The following is an 18550-nucleotide window of genomic DNA, read 5'->3' as shown; positions in this document are numbered from 1 at the left end:
ATTAGATAAAAAGGTCGAGGGCTTTGCCCGTCGACTGGCATAAAAGAGGGAAGCAATAAGCGTGCCAGGTTTCCTCTCCGGGATTCCCCGGGGAAGTCGGCTCGATCATGGGAAAATGTAGCACCATCATGGTGCAAATAGTGGGGCATGAATGCCCCACTATGGTGCAGCAACACTACAGGAACATTTCCTGCAGGTCGTTGAGGAATCTCCAGCCCAGTGGCGTCGCCCGCAGGCGGGTCGGATCGGCGTCCAACAGCCCGCGCTTGGAGGCCGCCTCCAATTGGTGCGCAATGGCGGCCAGCGACAGGCCGGTGCGCTCATTGAAGGCAGTGGCGGCGACGCCGTCCTTCAATCGCAGCGCGTTCAGCATGAACTCGAACGGCAATTCGTCCGGGCCGACCTGGCGGCTTTCGGCGATGTGGCTGCCATCCCGAGCCATGGCGGCCTGCATCCAGGAGTCGGGGCCGCGCAGCCGCGCTTCGCGCAGGATGCGATCATGGAACGACAGCTTGCCGTGCGCGCCGGGACCCAAGCCGAGGTAATCGCCGAACTCCCAGTAATTCAGGTTGTGGCGGCAGCGCGCGCCGGGCTTGGCATAGGCCGAGACCTCGTAGCGCGCCAGGCCGGCCGCGGCCAGCTCGGCTTCCACCGCGTCCTGCATGGCGGCGCTGGTGTCGTCGTCGGGCAGATCCTCGGGCGGGAACTTGGCGAAGACGGTGTTGGGTTCCATCGTCAGGTGATAGAGCGACAGGTGCTCGGTGCCGAAGGCCACGGCCTGCCGCAGATCGGCCACACAGGCGTCCAGCGTCTGGCCGGGCAAGGCGAACATCATGTCCAGGTTGACGCGCGAAACCGCCCGCTGCGCCATCTCGATCGCCGCCCTCGCCTGCGCGCTGTCATGGATGCGGCCCAGCTTCTTCAGCTGCGCATCGTCAAAGCTCTGGATCCCCAGCGAGAACCGCGTCACGCCGCTGGCGGCATAGTCGCGGAAACGCCCGGCCTCGGCCGTGCCGGGATTGGCTTCCATGGTGATCTCGGCATCGGGCCACAAGTTCAGACAGGCGCGCAGCATCGCCAGCAGTTCGTCCAGACCTTCAGACGAGAGCAGGCTGGGCGTGCCCCCGCCTATGAAGACCGATACCACCTGCCGCCCCCAGATCGAAGGCAGCGCCTGCTCGAGGTCGCTGCGCAGGGCATCCAGATAGGCGCGCTCCGGGATCTCGCCCGGCGCAGCATGGGAATTGAAGTCGCAATAAGGGCATTTGCGCACGCACCAGGGCACGTGCACGTAGACGGACAGCGGCGGCAGGCTGGTCAGCGTGGCGCCGGCCGGCAGTTTCAGGCGCGACGGCTGCGCGCCCATGTCGTTGCGGATGGGAATGATGATGGACATGCGTAATTCCTGAACCGGGCGCCGCGCGGCGCCCTCGTCAAGCCTGGTTCAGCTTGCTCAACAGTTCGCGCAGCGCGCGGGCGCGATGGCTCAGCCGGTTCTTTTCCTCGGGATCCAGCGCCGCGGCGGTCAAGGCCTGGTCGGGCAGGTAGAAATGCGGATCGTAGCCAAAGCCGTTGGCGCCTTCGGGCTGGTCGATGATCTCGCCGTGCCACAGGCCTTCGCCTATCAGGGGCCGCGGATCGTTCTCGGAACGCACCAGCGCCAGCACCGCCACGTACCAGGCGCTGCGGTCGGCCACGCCGGCCAGATTGCGCACCAGCAGTTCGTTATTGGCCTGATCGGATTTTTCGCCGCCGAGCATCTTGGCGTAGCGCGCCGAATACACCCCAGGCGCGCCATCCAGCGCCGCCACGCACAGGCCGGAATCGTCGGCCAGGGCCGGCAGCCCGGTCAGGCGGCTGGCATGGCGCGCCTTGGCCAGCGCGTTCTCGACGAACGTCACGTGCGGTTCTTCGGCTTCGGGTAAGCCCAGTTCGCCCTGGGGCACGAGTTCCATGCCCAGGGGCGCGAACAGCGCGGAAAACTCGCGCAACTTGCCGGGGTTGTTGGAGGCCAGCACCACGCGGCGCAGGGAATCGGGAATCTTGGGAGCAGTCATGGAGCAAATTGTATAGGGCGCGGGCCCCCTGCGCCGCCTGCGGGCGTCATGCCCGTGCCAGTGGAATGGATATACCTTGCGCCGGGGTTGACAGTGATACTGACCCTAATTGAATATGGCGCGCCTGCCGTCGGCGAAACAACGCGGACATATTTTGTTGTCAACATGATCAAACTTGTCACTGATAGTATCTGAACGCACCGGCGATGGACCCCATTCACGCTTTGCCCCGGCCGGTAGCGGCCCGCGCGCCCTCAGCCTCCCTGGACGGCGCGTCAGCGCACGTGAGCCTGGCTGGCATCCTGCGGGAACGGCTGCTGCGCCCGCGCTTCCAACCCGTGGTCGATCTTTCGCACAGCCGCATCTACGGCCATGAAAGCCTGATCCGCGGCCCGGTCGACACCGCCCTGCACTTTCCCGACGCCTTATTCGCCGAGGCCCGCCGCCAGGGCCTGCATCCGCAGCTGGAGCTGGCCAGCTTCCGCGCGGGCGCGCAGGGCTTTCACCAGCACGACGCCGCCGGAATGCTGTTCCTGAACCTGTCCGGTTCGGCGCTGCTGCACTACTGGACTCTCTGGGGCGAGGAAATGCCCGAGCGCCTGCTCAAGAATTGCTCGCTCGCGCCTTCCAGCATCATCGTCGAACTCACCGAGCAGGATCCGCTGTCCGAACACATGGGCGAGCTGTCCAGCGCATTTGCCTGCCTGCGGGCGCATGGCATGCGTGTCGCGCTGGACGACTATGGGGTGGGCAACTCCAATCTGCAGCTCTGGGCCGAGATGCAGCCGGACCTGGTCAAGATCGACCGCTATTTCTTCGCCGGCATCGGCCAGGATGAACGCAAGCAGAACATGGTGCGCGCCATCCTGAAGGTGGCGCAGCATCTGGGCACCACCATCGTCGCCGAAGGCATCGAGACAGCCGAGGACCTGGCCGTGGTGCGCGAGCTGGACATCCGCTACGCGCAAGGCTGGCTGCTGGGCCGGCCGGAAGAAATGCTGCTGACCGAGTTGGCGCCGCCGCTGCGCGATTCGCTGCGCCTGCGCCCGCCCGCCACGGCGCCGGCGCGCGGCGTCGGCGGCACGGCGGCCAGCCTGCGCGTCGAAGCGCCGGCGGTGCGGCTGACCGGACACACCAATGACGACGTGCACCGGCTCTTCATCGAACACAAGGAAATGCACGCGGTGGCGGTGATCGACGACGATAACCGCCCCGTCGGCATCATCAACCGGCGCGACTTTTCGGAACATTACGCACAGCGCTATACCCGCGAGCTGTTTGGACGCGACGCCTGCTCCACCTTCATGAACGCCGAACCGGTGCTGGTCGATCTGGACGTGTCCATCGACCAGTTGAGCCACGTGCTGATCTCCGAAGACCAGCGCTACTTGATGGACGGCCTGATCATTACCCGCGAGGGCCGCTACGACGGCCTGGCCACCGGCGAAACGCTGGTGCGGTCAGTCACCGAAATGCGCATCGAGGCGGCACGCTACGCCAATCCGCTGACGTCCCTGCCCGGCAACATCCCTATCAGCCGGCACATCGCCACCCTTCTTGAAGACGGCGACGATTTCACCATCTGCTATGGCGACCTGAACAATTTCAAGCCCTTCAACGACGTCTACGGCTATTGGCGCGGCGACGACATGATCATGCTGACCGCCGAAGTCATCAAGCGCCACTGCGATCCGCAGCGCGACTTCGTCGGCCATGTGGGCGGCGACGACTTCGTGGTGCTGCTGCGCAGCCCCGACTGGATGGCGCGCGCCCAGCGCATCATCGCGGAGTTCAACGACCGCGCCATGGACCTGTACGACGAAGCAGGCCGCCGCAACGGCGGGATCGAAGCCGAGGACCGCTACGGCGTGCCACGCTTCTTTCCCTTCGTGACGCTGGGCGTGGGAGCCCTCACCGTCACGCCATCGTTATGCGAGCGCATCCGCCCTGAGGACATCGCGTCGGCCGCGGCTCACGTCAAGCACAAGGTCAAGCACGGGAACCTGTCGCTGGTGGCCGAGCGCTACACCGGCGGCATCCTGCCGCAGCTGGACAGCTGAATCCTGTCCGGCCGCACCGTCGGCCGGCGGGGCGATCTGGAACACCGCCACCGCCCGCCGCAAACCTTGCGCCTGGGCTTCCAGCGCAGCGGCCGCGGCCGCGGTCTGCTCCACCATGGCGGCGTTCTCCTGCGTCGACCGTTCGATATCCGCCACCGCATGGTTCACCGAGGCAATGCCCGCCGCCTGCTCGGCCGTCGCGCTGGAGATCTCGGCCACGATCTGCGTGACCCGGTCCACCGATTGCACCATGTCGCGCATGGTGTCGCCGGCCAGGCTGACCTGACGCACGCCGGCTTGCACGCGCGCCGCGGAATCCTCGATCAGCCCCTTGATTTCCTTGGCGGCCTGCGCGCTGCGCTGGGCGAGCGAACGCACCTCGCCCGCCACCACGGCAAAGCCCTTGCCCTGCTCTCCCGCGCGCGCCGCTTCCACCGCGGCATTGAGCGCCAGGATGTTGGTCTGGAAAGCGATGCTGTCGACCACGCCCACGATCTCGCCGATGCGGCGGGCGCTCTCGGCGATGCCTTGCATGCTCTGCACCACCTCTTCCACCGCCGCGCCGCCACGTTGCGCCAGTTGGGTCGCGCCCAGTGCCTGGCGGCTGGCCAGGTCGGCGTTGCCGGCGGTCAGTTGCACCGTATGCGCCAGCTGCATCATGTTGGCCGAGGCTTCCTGCAGCGAGCCGGCCTGGCGCGCGGTGCGGTCCGACATGTCCGCCCCGCCCGCGGCGATCTCGCCCGAACCGGTATGGATTTCCTCGACGCCGTGGCGCACCGAAGCCACGGCCGCCGACAGGCCCTTCTGCATGCGCCGCATGGCGCTGTACAGGACGCCGATCTCGTTGTCGCCGCGCATGGCGATCGCGCCCGTGAGATCGCCGTCGGCGATGCGGTCGAAATGCGCGCCGGCTTCGTTCAGCGGCCGCAGGATGCTGCGGCGAAACGCCAGCCGGATCAGCACTGCCAGCAACAGCACCAGCGCCAGCACCCCGGCCGCCACGCCGATTACCCGCTGCAGCGTGAGGCTGGCGCTGGCCACCGCCGCCTGGCCCTGATCGCGGGCGTAGGTCTGGTAGGCGTCAGCCTGCTTGACGTAGGCGGCGCCGCTGGCGGGCAGCACCTTGTCCACCAGGCGGTTCACCTCGATGCCGTTCCAGCCCTTGATCGCCGCATGCATGGGCGCCAGCGTCTTGTCCGCGAAGGCGGCGTAGGCCGCCAGCACCGCATCGAACAACGGCGCGCCCTCGGCGCTGATGTCGGGATTGGCGCGCAAGCGTCCCAGGCTGTCCGCGGCCTGCTTGAAGAGCGCCTCGGCGTGCGCCAGCGACTCGTTGCGCGCCTCTTCCAGCCCGCCTTCCATCGCCGTCTTGGCATCCGTGAGCGCGGCCCGCGCCTGGAACAGCCGGCTGGTCATGTCGGCCAGATCGCCGGCCCGTTCGATGCTGCCCCGGCCCAGCGCTTCGATATCCGTCCGGTTTTCCCGCAGCACCGAGATTCCCGCCGCTGCCGCCAGCGCGAACAGCACTACGAACAACGCAAGAATGGCCGACAACGCCGTCGTGACCCTGATGTTTTTCCGCATATCCGTCCATACAAAACCTGCCGCCAGCGGCGGCGTTCGCATGGATTATGGACACCCAGTTTGGCAATTTCTTGACACAACCCGGGCACGGGGATGACAAACTCCCGTCATGAAACCGAACCCCGTATTAAGCAATTGTGAATTGGCAGGGGCGGCCGCTTACGGCACATTCAACGCTGTACCGATCCATCACCCATATAGAAAACAGCATCATGCCCAACGCCTCCCACGCCTATCAGGACATCCGCGAAGCCGTGCGCGACCTCTGCGCCCAGTTCCCCTCCGAATATTTCCGCAAGGTCGATGAAGAACGCGGCTATCCCGAAGCCTTCGTCCGCGCACTGACCGAGGCGGGCTGGCTGGCCGCGCTGATTCCGCAGGAATACGGCGGCTCCGGCCTGGGCCTGACCGAAGCGTCGGTCATCATGGAAGAAATCAACCGCAGCGGCGGCAACTCCGGCGCCTGCCACGGCCAGATGTACAACATGGGCACGCTGCTGCGCCACGGCTCCGAGGCCCAGAAGCGCGAGTACCTGCCGCGCATCGCCGCCGGCGAACTGCGCCTGCAGTCCATGGGCGTGACCGAACCCACCACCGGCACCGACACCACCAAGATCAAGACCACCGCGGTCAAGCGCGGCGACCGCTACGTCATCAACGGCCAGAAGGTCTGGATCTCGCGCGTGCAGCACTCGGACCTGATGATCCTGCTGGCGCGCACCACGCCGCTGGACCAGGTCACGCGCAAGTCCGAAGGCATGTCCATCTTCCTGGTGGACCTGCATCACGCGGTGAAGCATGGCATGTCGATCCGCCCGATCCCCAACATGGTCAACCACGAGACCAACGAGCTGTTCTTCGACAATCTGGAAATCCCCGAAGAGAACCTGATCGGCGAGGAAGGCAAGGGCTTCAAGTACATCCTGGACGGTCTGAACGCCGAACGCACCCTGATCGCCGCCGAATGCATTGGCGACGGCTACTGGTTCGTGGACAAGGTCACCGCCTACGCCAAGGAGCGCATGGTGTTCGGCCGCCCCATCGGCCAGAACCAGGGCGTGCAGTTCCCCATCGCCCGCGCCCACATCAACGTCGAAGCCGCCAGCCTGATGCGCTACGAGGCCTGCCGCCTGTTCGACGCCCACGAGCCCTGCGGCGCCCAGGCCAACATGGCCAAGCTGCTGGCCGCCGACGCATCCTGGGAAGCCGCCAATGCCTGCCTGCAATTCCATGGCGGCTTCGGCTTCGCCACGGAATACGATGTAGAGCGCAAGTTCCGCGAAACCCGCCTGTATCAGGTCGCGCCGATCTCGACCAACCTGATCCTGTCCTACGTGGCCGAACACATCCTGGGCCTGCCCCGCTCCTTCTGACCGGATCCCGACATCCATGACCGCTGCCAAAGACACCCCGCACCTGAGCGCCGAACTCGCGGCCTTTGCCGCCAATCTGCGCTATGAAGACATTCCAGCCCCGGTGCTGCGCCGCGCCGAGGATCTGCTGCTGGACTGCCTGGCCTCCATTCTGGCGGGCGCTTCGGCCCGCGCGGTGCAGGCCATCGACCGCTATGCCGCCGCCATGGGTCCGGCCGACGGCCCCAGCGAAGTCCTGATCACGCGCCGCCGCACCACGCCGCTGTTCGCCGCCATGGTCAACGCGGCGGCCGCCCACGTGGTCGAGCAGGACGACGTGCATAACGGTTCCGTGTTCCACCCCGCCGCCGTGGTATTCCCGCCGGCGCTGGCCGTGGCCCAGGCGCTGGGCCGCTCGGGCCGCGACCTGCTGGTCGCCTCCGTTGCGGGCTACGAAGTGGGCATACGCGTCGGTGAATTCCTGGGCCGTTCGCACTACAAGATCTTCCACACCACTGGCACCGCCGGCACGCTGGCCGCCGCCGTCACCACCGGCCGCCTGCTGAACCTGTCGCCCGAGGAAATGCTGCACGCGCTGGGCTCGGCCGGCACGCAGGCCGCGGGCCTCTGGGAGTTCCTGCGCGACGCCGCCGACTCCAAGCAATTGCACACCGCCAAGGCCGCGGCCGACGGCATCACCGCCGCCTATCTGGCGCGCGAAGGTTTCACCGGCGCGCGCCACATCCTGGAAGGCCCGCAGGGCATGGCGGCCGGCATGTCCACCGACGCCGATCCCAGCCGCTTGTGCGACCGCCTGGGCGAGCGCTGGGCGCTGGCCGAGACCTCGTTCAAGTTCCACGCGTCCTGCCGCCACACCCACCCGGCGGCCGACGCGCTGCAGCAAGCGCTGCGCGACAACAATCTGACCGAGGCCGACATCGAGCGCGTCGTGGCCCACGTGCACCAGGGCGCCATCGACGTGCTGGGCCCGGTAGTCAATCCGCAGACGGTGCACCAGTCCAAGTTCTCGATGGGCACCGTGCTGGCCCTGATCGCCCGCCAAGGCCGCGCAGGCCTGGCCGAGTTCGACGCCGGCCTGGACGATCCGGGCGTGGCCACGTTCCGCGGCAAGGTCGAAATGGAGCTAGATCCCGAGGTCGATGGCGCCTACCCGCAGCGCTGGATCGGCAAGGTCACGGTCTACACGCGCGACGGCCGCAAGCTGCATGGCCGCGTGGACGAACCCAAGGGCGATCCGGGCAACACCCTGAGCCGGGCGGAAATCGAGGACAAGACGCTAAGCCTGGGCCGCTACGCGGACGCCGCCACGGAGCAAGAGCTGCGCGGGCTGATCGCGGCGATCTGGAACCTGGAAAAGGCGGAAAAAATGGAAACGCTGCTGGCGCCGAAATAGTGCCAGCAGGCGGGGCCGCGGGTTGGCCGCGGAGTGCGCGTCCAACCCGTTTTGTTTGGCGCCGATCAGGCCAGCGCCGCGCGCTGCGCCCGCACCAGGCCGGCGATGCCGCTTTCGGCCAACACCAGCATCGTGTCCAGTTCCGCGCGGGTGAAGGTGGCGCCCTCGCCCGTACCCTGCACTTCCACGAAGGCGCCGCTGCCGGTCATGATCACGTTCACGTCGGCGTCGCAGGCCGAGTCTTCCTCGTAATCCAGGTCCAGCACCGCGCGGCCCTGCACCAGGCCGACGGACACCGCCGCGACCGCATCGCGGATCGGGTTCGCGGCCAGGTCGCCGCGCTGCATCAGCAACGCGACGGCGTCGGCCGCCGCCACCCAGGCGCCGGTAATGCTGGCGCAGCGCGTGCCGCCGTCGGCCTGCAGCACGTCGCAATCCAGGTGCAGCGTGCGCTCGCCCAGCGCCTTCATGTCGAACACGGCCCGCAGGCTGCGGCCGATCAGGCGCTGGATTTCCTGCGTGCGGCCGCTCTGCTTGCCGCGCGCGGCCTCGCGGTCGCCGCGCGTGTGGGTGGCGCGCGGCAACATGCCGTATTCAGCCGTTACCCAGCCTTCCCCCTTGCCCTTCAGAAAAGGCGGTACTTTCTCAAGTACGCTGGCCGTGCACAGCACATGGGTGTTGCCGGCCTTCACCAGCACCGAACCTTCGGCGTAGCGCGTGAACCCGCGCTCCAGGCTGAACGGCCGCAATTCGTCGACGGCGCGGCCCGAGGGACGGGCGATGGCGGGGGTAGTGGTCACAGGCAGACTCCAGACGTGGCTTAGATCCGCCGCATTGTACGGGGTGGCGCCGCAGGAAAACGCCGCTTGGAGTATCCTGCCGCGATATAACCGGTACAAATGGAATGGCCCGCGCCGAAAACCGGCTGGCGCGCAGGCCCGCCGGTTCCCAATAAAAAGCATTACCAGGACACGCACATCATGATTCGCAGCATGACCGCTTTCGGCAACGCCCGCGCAGATCTCGAGCAAGGCACGCTTGCGCTCGAATTCCGCAGCGTCAACAGCCGCTTCCTCGACCTCTACTTCCGCCTGCCCGACGAACTGCGCCACGTGGAAACGCCGCTGCGCGAACTGCTGACCGCCAACCTGGCGCGCGGCAAGGTCGAAATCCGCGTCTCCTACACGCGCAACGCCAACACCGACCTGTCCAAGCTGGAACCGGCCTGGCTCGAAAGCCTGGCCGAACAGCTGCAAGCCGCGCGCCGCATCCTCCCCGACATCGCCGCCCCGCGCCTGGTGGAACTATTCAACTGGCCCGGCCAGCGCGCCAACGACGCGCTCGACCCGCAAGTCTGGGGCGCGGCCTGCATGCAGGCCGCCCAGCAGGCTCTGACCCAACTGCAGGAAGGCCGCGAACGCGAAGGCGAACGCCTGGCCGGCATGATGCGCGAATGCGCCGACGGCGTGGCGCGCATCGTCGAACTGGTGCAGGCGCACCTGCCCCAGCTGCTGGCCGACCACCGCGACAAGCTCGCTTCCAAGCTGCGCGAAAGCGTGGAATCCGCTTTCCCCGGCGGCTTCACCCACATTTCCGGCGCGGAACTGTCCGAACGCCTGTCCCAGGAAGCCAACCTGTTCGCGCTGCGCATCGACGTGGCCGAAGAACTGTCGCGCCTGCGCTCGCACCTGGAAGAACTGCGCCACCTGCTGGGCGACGGCGGCGGCAAACCCGCCTCCGGCAAGAAGAATGCAGGCAGCGCAGGCAAGCGCCTGGACTTTCTGTTCCAGGAAATGAACCGCGAAGCCAACACCCTGGGCTCCAAGGCCGGCAGCATGGAAGTCACCCGCGCCGCCATGGACCTGAAGCTGCTGATCGAGCAGATGCGGGAACAGGCGCAGAACATCGAATAGCGGAATACGCGGCAGCGCCTCTGAGTGGGCGCCGGATCCTGGCGCAAGAAAAAGCAGCCCTTACCTGCTGGATGGATGATCCAGTGCGTAAGGGCTGCTTTTCGCCTGGTTTTCGAATTGAGAGAGGCCGGACAACCGTCCACATCTGCCGTGCTGTACTTTGAAGCTTGCCTCGCGGAAGACCCAGGTGACGGCAGTCTGATCCGTGCGGCTCTGGGCGACATCGCCCGGGCACGCGGCATGAGCCAGCTTGCCCGCGAGACGGGTCTGTCCCGTGAAGGGCTGTATCAGGCCCTATCGGCCAAAGGAAACCCGGAGTTCAGCACCATCATGAAAGTGATCCGCGCCTTGGGACTCAAACTGCATGCGGAGATTGAACACGCTTGAGAGACTTGCGCAGGCCGCGTCTTTGAGCGCGGCCAGCAACGGGGCAGCGCCACGACGGCCTGCCCATCACCCGCGCGCCTATCCCCTCGCCTCACCCGCCGCAGGCTCCCCCCGCAACGCTGAATCCAGATAAGCGCTACGCGCCCGCGCATCCGGGAAATGCATGTCGCGGTAGTTCACGAAACGCGAGCCGCGCGCCAGCCGGTAGCCGGCCCAGATCAGCAGGAACAGCGGAATCCCGATGTAGGTGGCGACCACGCCGCCCCAATCGATCTTGTCCTGCAGGAACGCCTGGTAGTTCTGCCCCAGGGTGATGATCAGGCACAGCACGAAAGCGAAGATCGGTCCGAACGGGAAGAACGGCGACACATAGGGCAGATCGGCCAGATTGTGGCCCTGCTTCACGTAGCCGCGGCGAAAGCGGTAGTGGCTGATGGCGATGCCCAGCCAGGCGATGAAGCCGGTCATTCCGGAAGTGTTCAGCAGCCAGATGTAGACGGCATTGGGGCTGAAAATAAAGGTAAAGAAGCACAGCGCCGCCACCACCGTGGTCGCCAGCAGCGCCCATAGCGGCACGCCACTGCGCGAAATGCGGCCGAAGATGCGCGGCGCCTTGCCTTCGCGGGCCAGGCTGTAAAGCATGCGCGTGGCCGCGTACATGCCGGAGTTGCCCGCGGACAATACCGACGTCAGCACCACCGCGTTCATGACCGAAGCCGCCCCCAGAAGACCGGCACGCTCGAATATCAGGGCGAACGGACTGACGCTGATGTCCTCGACCTCGTTGCGCAGCAGGTGCGGATCGGTATAGGGAATCAAAAGGCCGATGACCAGGATGGCCGCCACGTAGAACAGCAGGATGCGCCAGAACACCTGGCGCACCGCGCGCGGCAGGTTGCGCGCCGGGTCCTTGGATTCGCCAGCGGCGATACCGATCAGCTCGGTACCCTGGAACGAAAAGCCCACCACCATGGCCACGCCGATCAGCGCGGCGAAGCCGCCCGAGAACGGCGCATCGCCCACCGTCCAGTTGGCCAGGCCGCCGGTTTCTCCGCCGCGGATGATGCCCAGCAGCATCATCACGCCCATGGCCACGAAAGCCAGCACCGCGATCACCTTGATCAGCGCGAACCAGAACTCCGCCTCGCCGAAGCCGCGCGCCGACATGGCATTCAGGCCGAAGGTGATCGCCAGGAACAAGGCGCTCCAATAGAAGCCTGGCACGTCGGGAAACCAATAGGCCATGACCAGCTGCGCCGCCACCAGGTCCACCGCCACGGTTACGGCCCAGTTGTACCAATAGTTCCAGCCCAGGGCGAAGCCGAAGCCGTCCTCGACGTAACGCGCGCCGTAGGTGGAAAAGGAGCCGGAAACCGGCATGGCGGCGGCCAGTTCGCCCAGGCTGGTCATCAGGAAATAGACCATGATGCCGATGAGCACGTAACCCAGCAGCGCCCCGCCGGGGCCGGCCTTTGCAATGGTCGCGCCGGAAGCCACGAACAGGCCGGTGCCGATGGACCCGCCCACCGCAATCATGGTCAGGTGGCGCGCGGACAGCGTGCGACGCAGTTCCGAAGGCGGGTTCGCCTTCACCTCGCGCGTGCCGCCCGAGCGACGTTCATCGTGTTCCGATGGTGCCAAAATGCATTTCCTTCAGGTCATGAAGGCACCCGCGCGCAGCGCCAGGTGCCTGGGAATTTCCAAGCAACCGGCGAGAATAGCGCAAGAGGCCCCATCCGGTGAAATCGGGCGGCCTCGGGGACGGATCGACGAACCTATTGAAACGCTGTTTCCATGAAGGTGCGCAGCTTGCGCGAATGCAGGCGTTCCGGCGGCATGTCGCGCAACCGCTCCAGGGCGCGGATGCCGATTTCCAGATGCTGATTTACCTGGCGGCGGTAGAAGGCGCTGGCCATGCCGGGCAGCTTCAGCTCACCGTGCAGCGGCTTGTCCGACACGCATAGCAAGGTGCCGTATGGCACGCGGAAACGGAAGCCGTTGGCCGCGATGGTGGCGGACTCCATGTCCAGCGCGATCGCGCGGGACTGCGCAAAGCGCTCCACCAATTCCAGATGATCGCGCAGTTCCCAGTTGCGGTTGTCGATGGTGGCCACCGTGCCCGTGCGCATGATGCGCTTGAGGTCCCAACCCGACAGCCCCGCCACCTCTTCGACCGCCTGCTCCAGCGCCACCTGCACCTCGGCCAGCGCCGGAACCGGCACCCAGGTCGGCAGGTCGGCGTCCAGCACGTGGTCCTCGCGCACATAGCCGTGCGCCAGCACATAGTCGCCCAGGCGCTGCGAATCGCGCAGGCCGGCGCAGTGGCCCAGCATCAGCCAGGCGTGCGGGCGCAGCACGGCGATGTGGTCGGTAATGGTCTTGGCGTTGGACGGTCCCACGCCGATGTTCACCAGCGTGATGCCGGAATGGTCGCCGCGCACCAGGTGATAGGCCGGCATCTGCGGCAGGCGGACCGCCTGGTCCTCGTCGCCCGGACCGCTTTCGCCGCGGCGCGTAATGCGGTTGCCTGGCTCCACCAGCATTTCGTAGTCTTCGTTGCCGCTGGCCATGAGCGCGCGGGCGCGGGCGCAGAACTCGTCGACGTAGAACTGGTAGTTGGTGAACAGCACGAAATTCTGGAAATGCGCCGGCGCGGTCGAGGTGTAGTGCTGCAGCCGGTGCAGCGAATAGTCCACGCGCTGGGCCGTGAACGGCGCCAGCGGCTTGGGTTCGCCCTCCTTGCCGCGCCAGGAACCGTTGACGATGGCGTCGTCCGTCACCGCCAGGTCGGGCACGTCGAACAGGTCGCGCAAGGGGCGCTTGAGCGCCTCCAGGTGCTCGCCCTCGACGTAGGCGCCCTCCGGGAAGGCGAAATGCAGCGGAATGGGCGAATCGGACTCGCCGACTTCGACCGCCACGCGGTGGTTCTGCAGCAGCTGGCTGACCTGCTCTATCAGGTAGTCGCGAAACAGCGCGGGCTGGGTGATGGTGGTCTGGTAAATGCCCGGCTCGGCGACGTGGCCGTAGGACAGCCGGGTATCGATAGGGTCGTAGGTTTCCACCACGATGCGGATGGCCGGGTAGTAGGCGCGGGCGCGCTCGCGGCCGTTGGTCGAGCCTTTCAGCACTTCACGGAAGGCGGCGCGCAGGAATGCGGTATTGCGCCCATAGATTTCGATCAGGCGCTCCACTGCCGCCACCGCATCCTGGAACGGCTCGAAAGGCAAGGCTTCCGGCCGGCTCATGGAAGACAAAGGGTGCACTGCGTTCATCATCGAGCTTTACTCCGCTTCTCATCTTATCTGTAACCGCGGCCGCTGCCGGCTTGCCGGGCCGCAGGGCCGATTGCGACGATTATGCCCGAGCCCGCGCAAGATGAAGTGTCATATTCGACGGCCCGGGAAGCTGCGCACGCCGTAACTTCCGCCGACAAGAATGCTGCATTGCACTACAAATGTAATGAAACATTATTCCATTACAATCACATGGCAGTCCGGGGTTTTACGTCCCGGTGTTGCCCCTTTCCGCCGGCTTGCCTGTCCAGGCAAAGCCATGCCGCCCACTCCGATTCTTGAAGTGACGTAATGACGCCGCCCACGCGAAAAGCCCGAATTGCCCAACTCCGCATTCCCGTATTCCTGTCAGCGCCCATCATCGCCCTGACTCTCTCCTGGATTCCCGACGCCGCCCAGGCGTCCATCCGCTCCGAGCAGGCCCGCCCCTCGCTCACCGGCCTGCGCCTGGCGCAGGAACCCACCGTCCCCACCCTGCGCGACCGCGTCGTGCAAGCCGGCCTGGATGCCATCGGCACCCCCTATAGCTGGGGCGGCGACGATGCCGACGGATTCGATTGCAGCGGACTTGTGCTGCACGTCTTCCGCGAAATCGCCGGCCTGGAGTTGCCCCGCACGGCGCGCGCGCAACGCACCGCCGGCGAATCCGTCGCCAACAAGCAGGAATTGCGCCCCGGCGATCTGGTGTTCTTCGCCACGCGCGGCCGCGGCGTGACCTCGCACGTCGGCATCTACATCGGCCAGAACAAGTTTGTCCACGCTCCGCGCCGCGGCACCAAGGTGCGTGTGGATGAAATGAAGAATTCGTACTGGAACAAGCGCTACGTCGGCGCCCGGCGCTATCTGGATATGCAACCGGGCCAGATGCTGGCCCAGGCTTCCGCCCGCTGACGGAAATGATCGGGGCGGCGCTGCCGGCGCGCCCCGGGGGGTGGCACCACAGCCTGCCGCGGCCAGTCCATCCAGGACGCGCCGCCGCAGGCTTGCTGCGTTTCAGCCCCGGCCCACGAAGGGCATATTGGTCGCCATGATGGTCATGAACTGCACGTTGGCCTCCAGCGGCAGGCGTGCCATGGCGGCCACCGCCTGCGCCACGTGCGCCACGTCCATGCGCGGCTCCACCTTGGTGCTGCCGTCGGCCTGCAGGATGCCTGCGGCCATGCGCTCGGTCATGTCGGTGGCGGCATTGCCGATATCGATCTGGCCGCAAGCAATGTTGTAGGGCCGGCAGTCCAGCGAAATCGACTTGGTCAGCCCGGTCACCGCGTGCTTGGTGGCGGTGTAGGCAATGGAGAACGGACGCGGCGCATGCGCCGAGATCGAACCGTTGTTGATGATGCGTCCGCCGCGCGGATTCTGCGCCTTCATCACGCGGATGGCGGCTTGCGCGCACAGGAACATGCCGGTCAGATTGGTGTCGACCACGTCACGCCAGACCGACACGGGCAATTCTTCGATCGGCATCGCGGGCGCGCCGCGGCCGGCATTGTTGAACAGCACATCCAGCCGGCCATACTCACGCTGCGCGCTGTCGAAGAGTTCACGCACGGCCTGCTCGTCGGATACATCCGTGGGCACCACCAGCGCCCTCACGCCGTCCTCGCCGGCCGCGGTGCGGGTGGCTTCCAGCGGTTCGCGGCGGCGGCCGGCCAGCACGACCCGATAACCTTGCGCCAGGAATTCCAGCGCCACCGCGCGGCCTATGCCGGTACCGGCGCCGGTGACCAGCGCCACGCGCGGGTGTTCGATCTCGTTCGCTTGCATCGGATTCTCCTTGTTATCGATCGGCGGAATGCTACCCCAATCATTCTGGCCATGCTGCAAGCGAAGGTTCCAGCCGTGACACATTCGAACGCGTCACACGCAAGCAAAAATTACCCGGCATGGCCGAACTGCCGAACGCGCCGGAAGACGCGTTTTTCCTGAAGCGATCGCGACCGGCGGATCCGCGCCCGCGCCGCTTTTTCTCGCAGAAAAAAACCGCGCAACGCATGCCATAGGGTCGACAATTCCGTGTTGATCCGTCACAAGTCTTTATATAATTCCTGGCAATTAGCTTATTACCAGAAATCCAATAACACCCACGGAGCAGGTTCTATGACCCCACGGTCCCTATCCGCCGCACTGATCCTGAGCGCGCTGCACGCCGCCTCGGCCGGTGCGCAAAGCGCGCCCGACGGCAAGCAGATCAGCACCCAGGGCGCCAACGGCGCGCCCGCCTGTATCACCTGCCACGGCGCCCGTGGCGAAGGCAACCCGGCTGCCGGCTTCCCGCAACTCGCCGGCATGGGCAGCGCCTACCTCGAAGAACAGCTCGAAGCCATGGCCAATGGCTCGCGCGTCAGCCCGGTCATGGCCGCCACCGCCAAGGCGCTGGACCCGGCGCAGCGCAAGGCCGTCGCGCAATACTACGCCTCCCTGCCCTCCGCGCAGGACATCGACAAACTGGCCGCGACCGCCATGCATCCGGCCAATCCGGCCGATACTGGCGCCTGGCTGGCTACGCGCGGCGCCTGGGACAAGAACGTGCCGGCCTGCAACCAGTGCCACGGGCCGGGCGGCATCGGCGTAGGCGCGAATTTCCCCGCCTTGGCGGGCCAGCCCGCCGCCTACATCGCCGGCCAACTGCGCGCCTGGCAGCAAGGCCAGCGCCCGCCAGGTCCGCTGGGCCTGATGCCGGCCGTGGCCACGCGCCTCTCCAGCGCCGAGATCGACGCCGTGTCCGCCTATTACGCAGGCCTGCCCAAGGCCGCCGACCAGCTTGCCGCGCAAGCCAACACCGCCGCGGGAGCCCAGCAATGACCCCCATCAGCCTGCGCCTGCTGTCCGCCGCCTGTCTGTTCGCATCCGCCGCCGCGTTTGCGGCCGAACCCCGCCCGTCCTTCACGCCGCCGTCGGCCGCGTCCATTCCCGACAACGATTTCGGCAAAGCCGTACGCGAAGGCGAGCAGATCTTCCTGCACACGCCCCAAAAGGCCGCCAAGTTCGTCGGCAACAACCTGAACTGCGTCAGTTGCCACCTGGACGCCGGCCGCCGGCCGGACTCCGCGCCGATGTGGGCGGCCTACGTGCTCTACCCCGCCTATCGCGCCAAGAACGGCCACGTCAACACCCTGGCCGAACGCCTGCAAGGGTGCTTCCGCTTCAGCATGAACGGCAAGGCGCCCGCCGCGGACGATCCCACCCTGACCGCGCTGCAGACCTACATGTTCTGGCTGGCCAGCAAGGCGCCGACCGGCGTGGTGCTGGAAGGCCAGGGCTATCGCAAGCTGCCCGCGCCCGCCAAGAAGGCGGACTACCTGCGCGGCAGCGAGGTCTACGCGCAGTATTGCGCGGTCTGTCACGGGGCCGAAGGCCAGGGCCAGAAGAACGGCAAGCACTGGGTGTTCCCCGCCCTGTGGGGCGCGGACTCCTTCAACTGGGGCGCGGGCATGCACCAGATCGGCAATGCCGCCGGCTTCATCAAGGCCAACATGCCACTCGGACAGGCGGGCATGCTGAGCGACCAGGAAGCCTGGGACGTGGCCTACTTCATGAACGCGCACGAACGTCCGCAGGATCCGCGCTACACGGAGTCTGTGGCCGCGACCCGGGCCAAGTACCACGACTCCGACGATTCGCTATACGGTATCGAGGTCAACGGCCATCTGCTGGGCAGCGACTCGCCGCCAGCCGGCGGCAAGCTGACCCAGGCCGCCGCCAAGGCTGGCGGCTAAGTCCGGAAGGCGCAAATCACGTGGCCGGCTTGCGGGTTCCCCCCTGCCCGGCCGCGTGATTTGTTATTCTTCGTGTCTTAGCATCACACGCCCGCCACATTCATGTCCGCCAATCCCGGAAACGTCTTCATGGTCGTCGCGCCCAGCGGCGCCGGCAAGTCCAGCCTGGTCAAGGCCTTGCTTCAGCAAGACCCCTCCATCCTGCTCTCCATCTCTTGCACCACCCGCGCGCCCCGCCCCGGCGAGGAAGACGGCCGCGAGTACCGCTTCGTGTCCACGGACGAGTTCAAGCTCCTGCGCGAAGGCAACAACCTGCTGGAATGGGCGGAAGTGCACGGCAATTTCTACGGCACGCCACGAGACCGCATCGACGAAGCCACCCGCGCCGGCCGCGACGTGCTGCTGGAGATCGACTGGCAAGGCGCGCGCCAGGTGAAGCAGCGCTTCCCCGGCGCGATCGGCGTGTTCGTGCTGCCGCCGTCCATTGACGAACTCGAAAGCCGGCTCAAGGCGCGCGGCCAGGATGCGCCCCAGGTGATCGCGCGTCGCCTGATGGCCGCTGGCGGCGAAATCGCCCACGCGCCTGAATGCGAATATGTTATTATTAATCAAGAATTTAGCGTGGCCTTGTCGGAATTGACTCAAATAGTCAGCGCCGCACGGCTGCGCTTTTCGTCTCAGGCCGCCCGCCACAGCCAGTTGTTCTCGCAGCTGGGCATCCCGGCCGAGCACTGAGCCGAACGCATTCTCCCCATCCTCCATCAGCACCAGGTG

General features: G+C 66.4%; 15 protein-coding genes and 1 pseudogene. 9 read left to right on the top strand and 7 right to left on the bottom strand.

What is annotated here, in order from left to right; translation table 11 throughout:
- Window positions 1-175: 175 nt before the first annotated feature.
- Together hemW and rdgB are read right to left on the bottom strand one after the other, a co-directional pair.
- Window positions 176-1396, bottom strand: a complete 1221-nt coding sequence (gene hemW / locus N5C88_RS20870; protein WP_118932481.1) for a radical SAM family heme chaperone HemW — start codon at window positions 1394-1396, stop codon at window positions 176-178.
- A gap of 37 nt (window positions 1397-1433) precedes the next feature.
- Window positions 1434-2057: an RdgB/HAM1 family non-canonical purine NTP pyrophosphatase gene (gene rdgB / locus N5C88_RS20865; protein WP_280016145.1), complete on the bottom strand. Its 624-nt coding sequence runs from the start codon at window positions 2055-2057 to the stop codon at window positions 1434-1436.
- 206 nt (window positions 2058-2263) lie between these two features.
- Here rdgB and N5C88_RS20860 point away from each other — a divergent pair, with 206 nt between their 5' ends.
- Window positions 2264-4117 (top strand): EAL domain-containing protein, encoded by a 1854-nt coding sequence (locus N5C88_RS20860; RefSeq protein ID WP_251879977.1) that lies wholly within the window; start codon window positions 2264-2266, stop codon window positions 4115-4117.
- A 150-nt stretch (window positions 4118-4267) separates the two neighbouring features.
- On the opposite strand, the pseudogene N5C88_RS20855 reads toward N5C88_RS20860, so the two are convergent.
- Window positions 4268-5701: pseudogene (locus tag N5C88_RS20855) on the bottom strand (methyl-accepting chemotaxis protein); the annotation flags it as partial.
- Window positions 5702-5913: 212 nt separating this feature from the next.
- Between N5C88_RS20855 and N5C88_RS20850 the strand changes: the two are divergent.
- Window positions 5914-7074: an acyl-CoA dehydrogenase family protein gene (locus N5C88_RS20850; RefSeq protein ID WP_059375802.1), complete on the top strand. Its 1161-nt coding sequence runs from the start codon at window positions 5914-5916 to the stop codon at window positions 7072-7074.
- A gap of 16 nt (window positions 7075-7090) precedes the next feature.
- Window positions 7091-8467 (top strand): MmgE/PrpD family protein, encoded by a 1377-nt coding sequence (locus N5C88_RS20845; RefSeq protein WP_280016144.1) that lies wholly within the window; start codon window positions 7091-7093, stop codon window positions 8465-8467.
- A gap of 65 nt (window positions 8468-8532) precedes the next feature.
- Here the strand turns inward: N5C88_RS20845 and rph are convergent, their stop codons facing one another.
- Window positions 8533-9267, bottom strand: a complete 735-nt coding sequence (gene rph / locus N5C88_RS20840; RefSeq protein WP_054454085.1) for a ribonuclease PH — start codon at window positions 9265-9267, stop codon at window positions 8533-8535.
- 180 nt (window positions 9268-9447) lie between these two features.
- Between rph and N5C88_RS20835 the strand changes: the two genes are divergently transcribed.
- Window positions 9448-10380 (top strand): YicC/YloC family endoribonuclease, encoded by a 933-nt coding sequence (locus N5C88_RS20835; protein ID WP_059376168.1) that lies wholly within the window; start codon window positions 9448-9450, stop codon window positions 10378-10380.
- 24 nt (window positions 10381-10404) lie between these two features.
- Window positions 10405-10767, top strand: coding sequence for an addiction module antidote protein (locus N5C88_RS20830; RefSeq protein WP_347881406.1), 363 nt, complete (start codon window positions 10405-10407; stop codon window positions 10765-10767).
- A gap of 78 nt (window positions 10768-10845) precedes the next feature.
- Here the strand turns inward: N5C88_RS20830 and N5C88_RS20825 are convergent, their stop codons facing one another.
- A complete protein-coding gene (locus tag N5C88_RS20825) occupies window positions 10846-12360 on the bottom strand; it encodes an amino acid permease (protein WP_133304578.1) in 1515 nt (504 codons plus the stop codon).
- A gap of 182 nt (window positions 12361-12542) precedes the next feature.
- Window positions 12543-14039, bottom strand: a complete 1497-nt coding sequence (locus N5C88_RS20820; protein ID WP_280016171.1) for an AMP nucleosidase — start codon at window positions 14037-14039, stop codon at window positions 12543-12545.
- 312 nt (window positions 14040-14351) lie between these two features.
- Between N5C88_RS20820 and N5C88_RS20815 the strand changes: the two genes are divergently transcribed.
- Entirely contained in the window at window positions 14352-14951 is a 600-nt protein-coding gene (locus N5C88_RS20815; protein ID WP_059375793.1) for a C40 family peptidase, read from the top strand.
- 102 nt (window positions 14952-15053) lie between these two features.
- Here N5C88_RS20815 and N5C88_RS20810 read toward each other — a convergent pair whose 3' ends face one another.
- Complete coding sequence (locus N5C88_RS20810) at window positions 15054-15824, bottom strand: SDR family oxidoreductase (RefSeq protein ID WP_059375790.1); 771 nt, start codon at window positions 15822-15824, stop codon at window positions 15054-15056.
- Between the two features lie 333 nt (window positions 15825-16157).
- Here N5C88_RS20810 and N5C88_RS20805 point away from each other — a divergent pair, with 333 nt between their 5' ends.
- The 3 genes from N5C88_RS20805 (at window position 16158) to gmk (ending at window position 18511) form a co-directional block, all read left to right on the top strand.
- Window positions 16158-16862 (top strand): c-type cytochrome, encoded by a 705-nt coding sequence (locus tag N5C88_RS20805; protein WP_059375787.1) that lies wholly within the window; start codon window positions 16158-16160, stop codon window positions 16860-16862.
- Window positions 16859-17776: a c-type cytochrome gene (locus N5C88_RS20800; protein WP_059375780.1), complete on the top strand. Its 918-nt coding sequence runs from the start codon at window positions 16859-16861 to the stop codon at window positions 17774-17776. Before N5C88_RS20805 ends, N5C88_RS20800 begins: the two co-directional genes overlap by 4 nt.
- 102 nt (window positions 17777-17878) lie before the next feature.
- Window positions 17879-18511, top strand: coding sequence for a guanylate kinase (gene gmk, locus N5C88_RS20795; RefSeq protein WP_082400970.1), 633 nt, complete (start codon window positions 17879-17881; stop codon window positions 18509-18511).
- Window positions 18512-18550 lie beyond the last annotated feature (39 nt).

Source organism: Achromobacter sp. GD03932, assembly GCF_029839485.1.
Lineage (GTDB): Bacteria > Pseudomonadota > Gammaproteobacteria > Burkholderiales > Burkholderiaceae_B > Achromobacter > Achromobacter bronchisepticus_A.
Note: the sequence above shows the minus strand (reverse complement) of the source record. Positions and strands in the feature narration are given on the sequence as shown.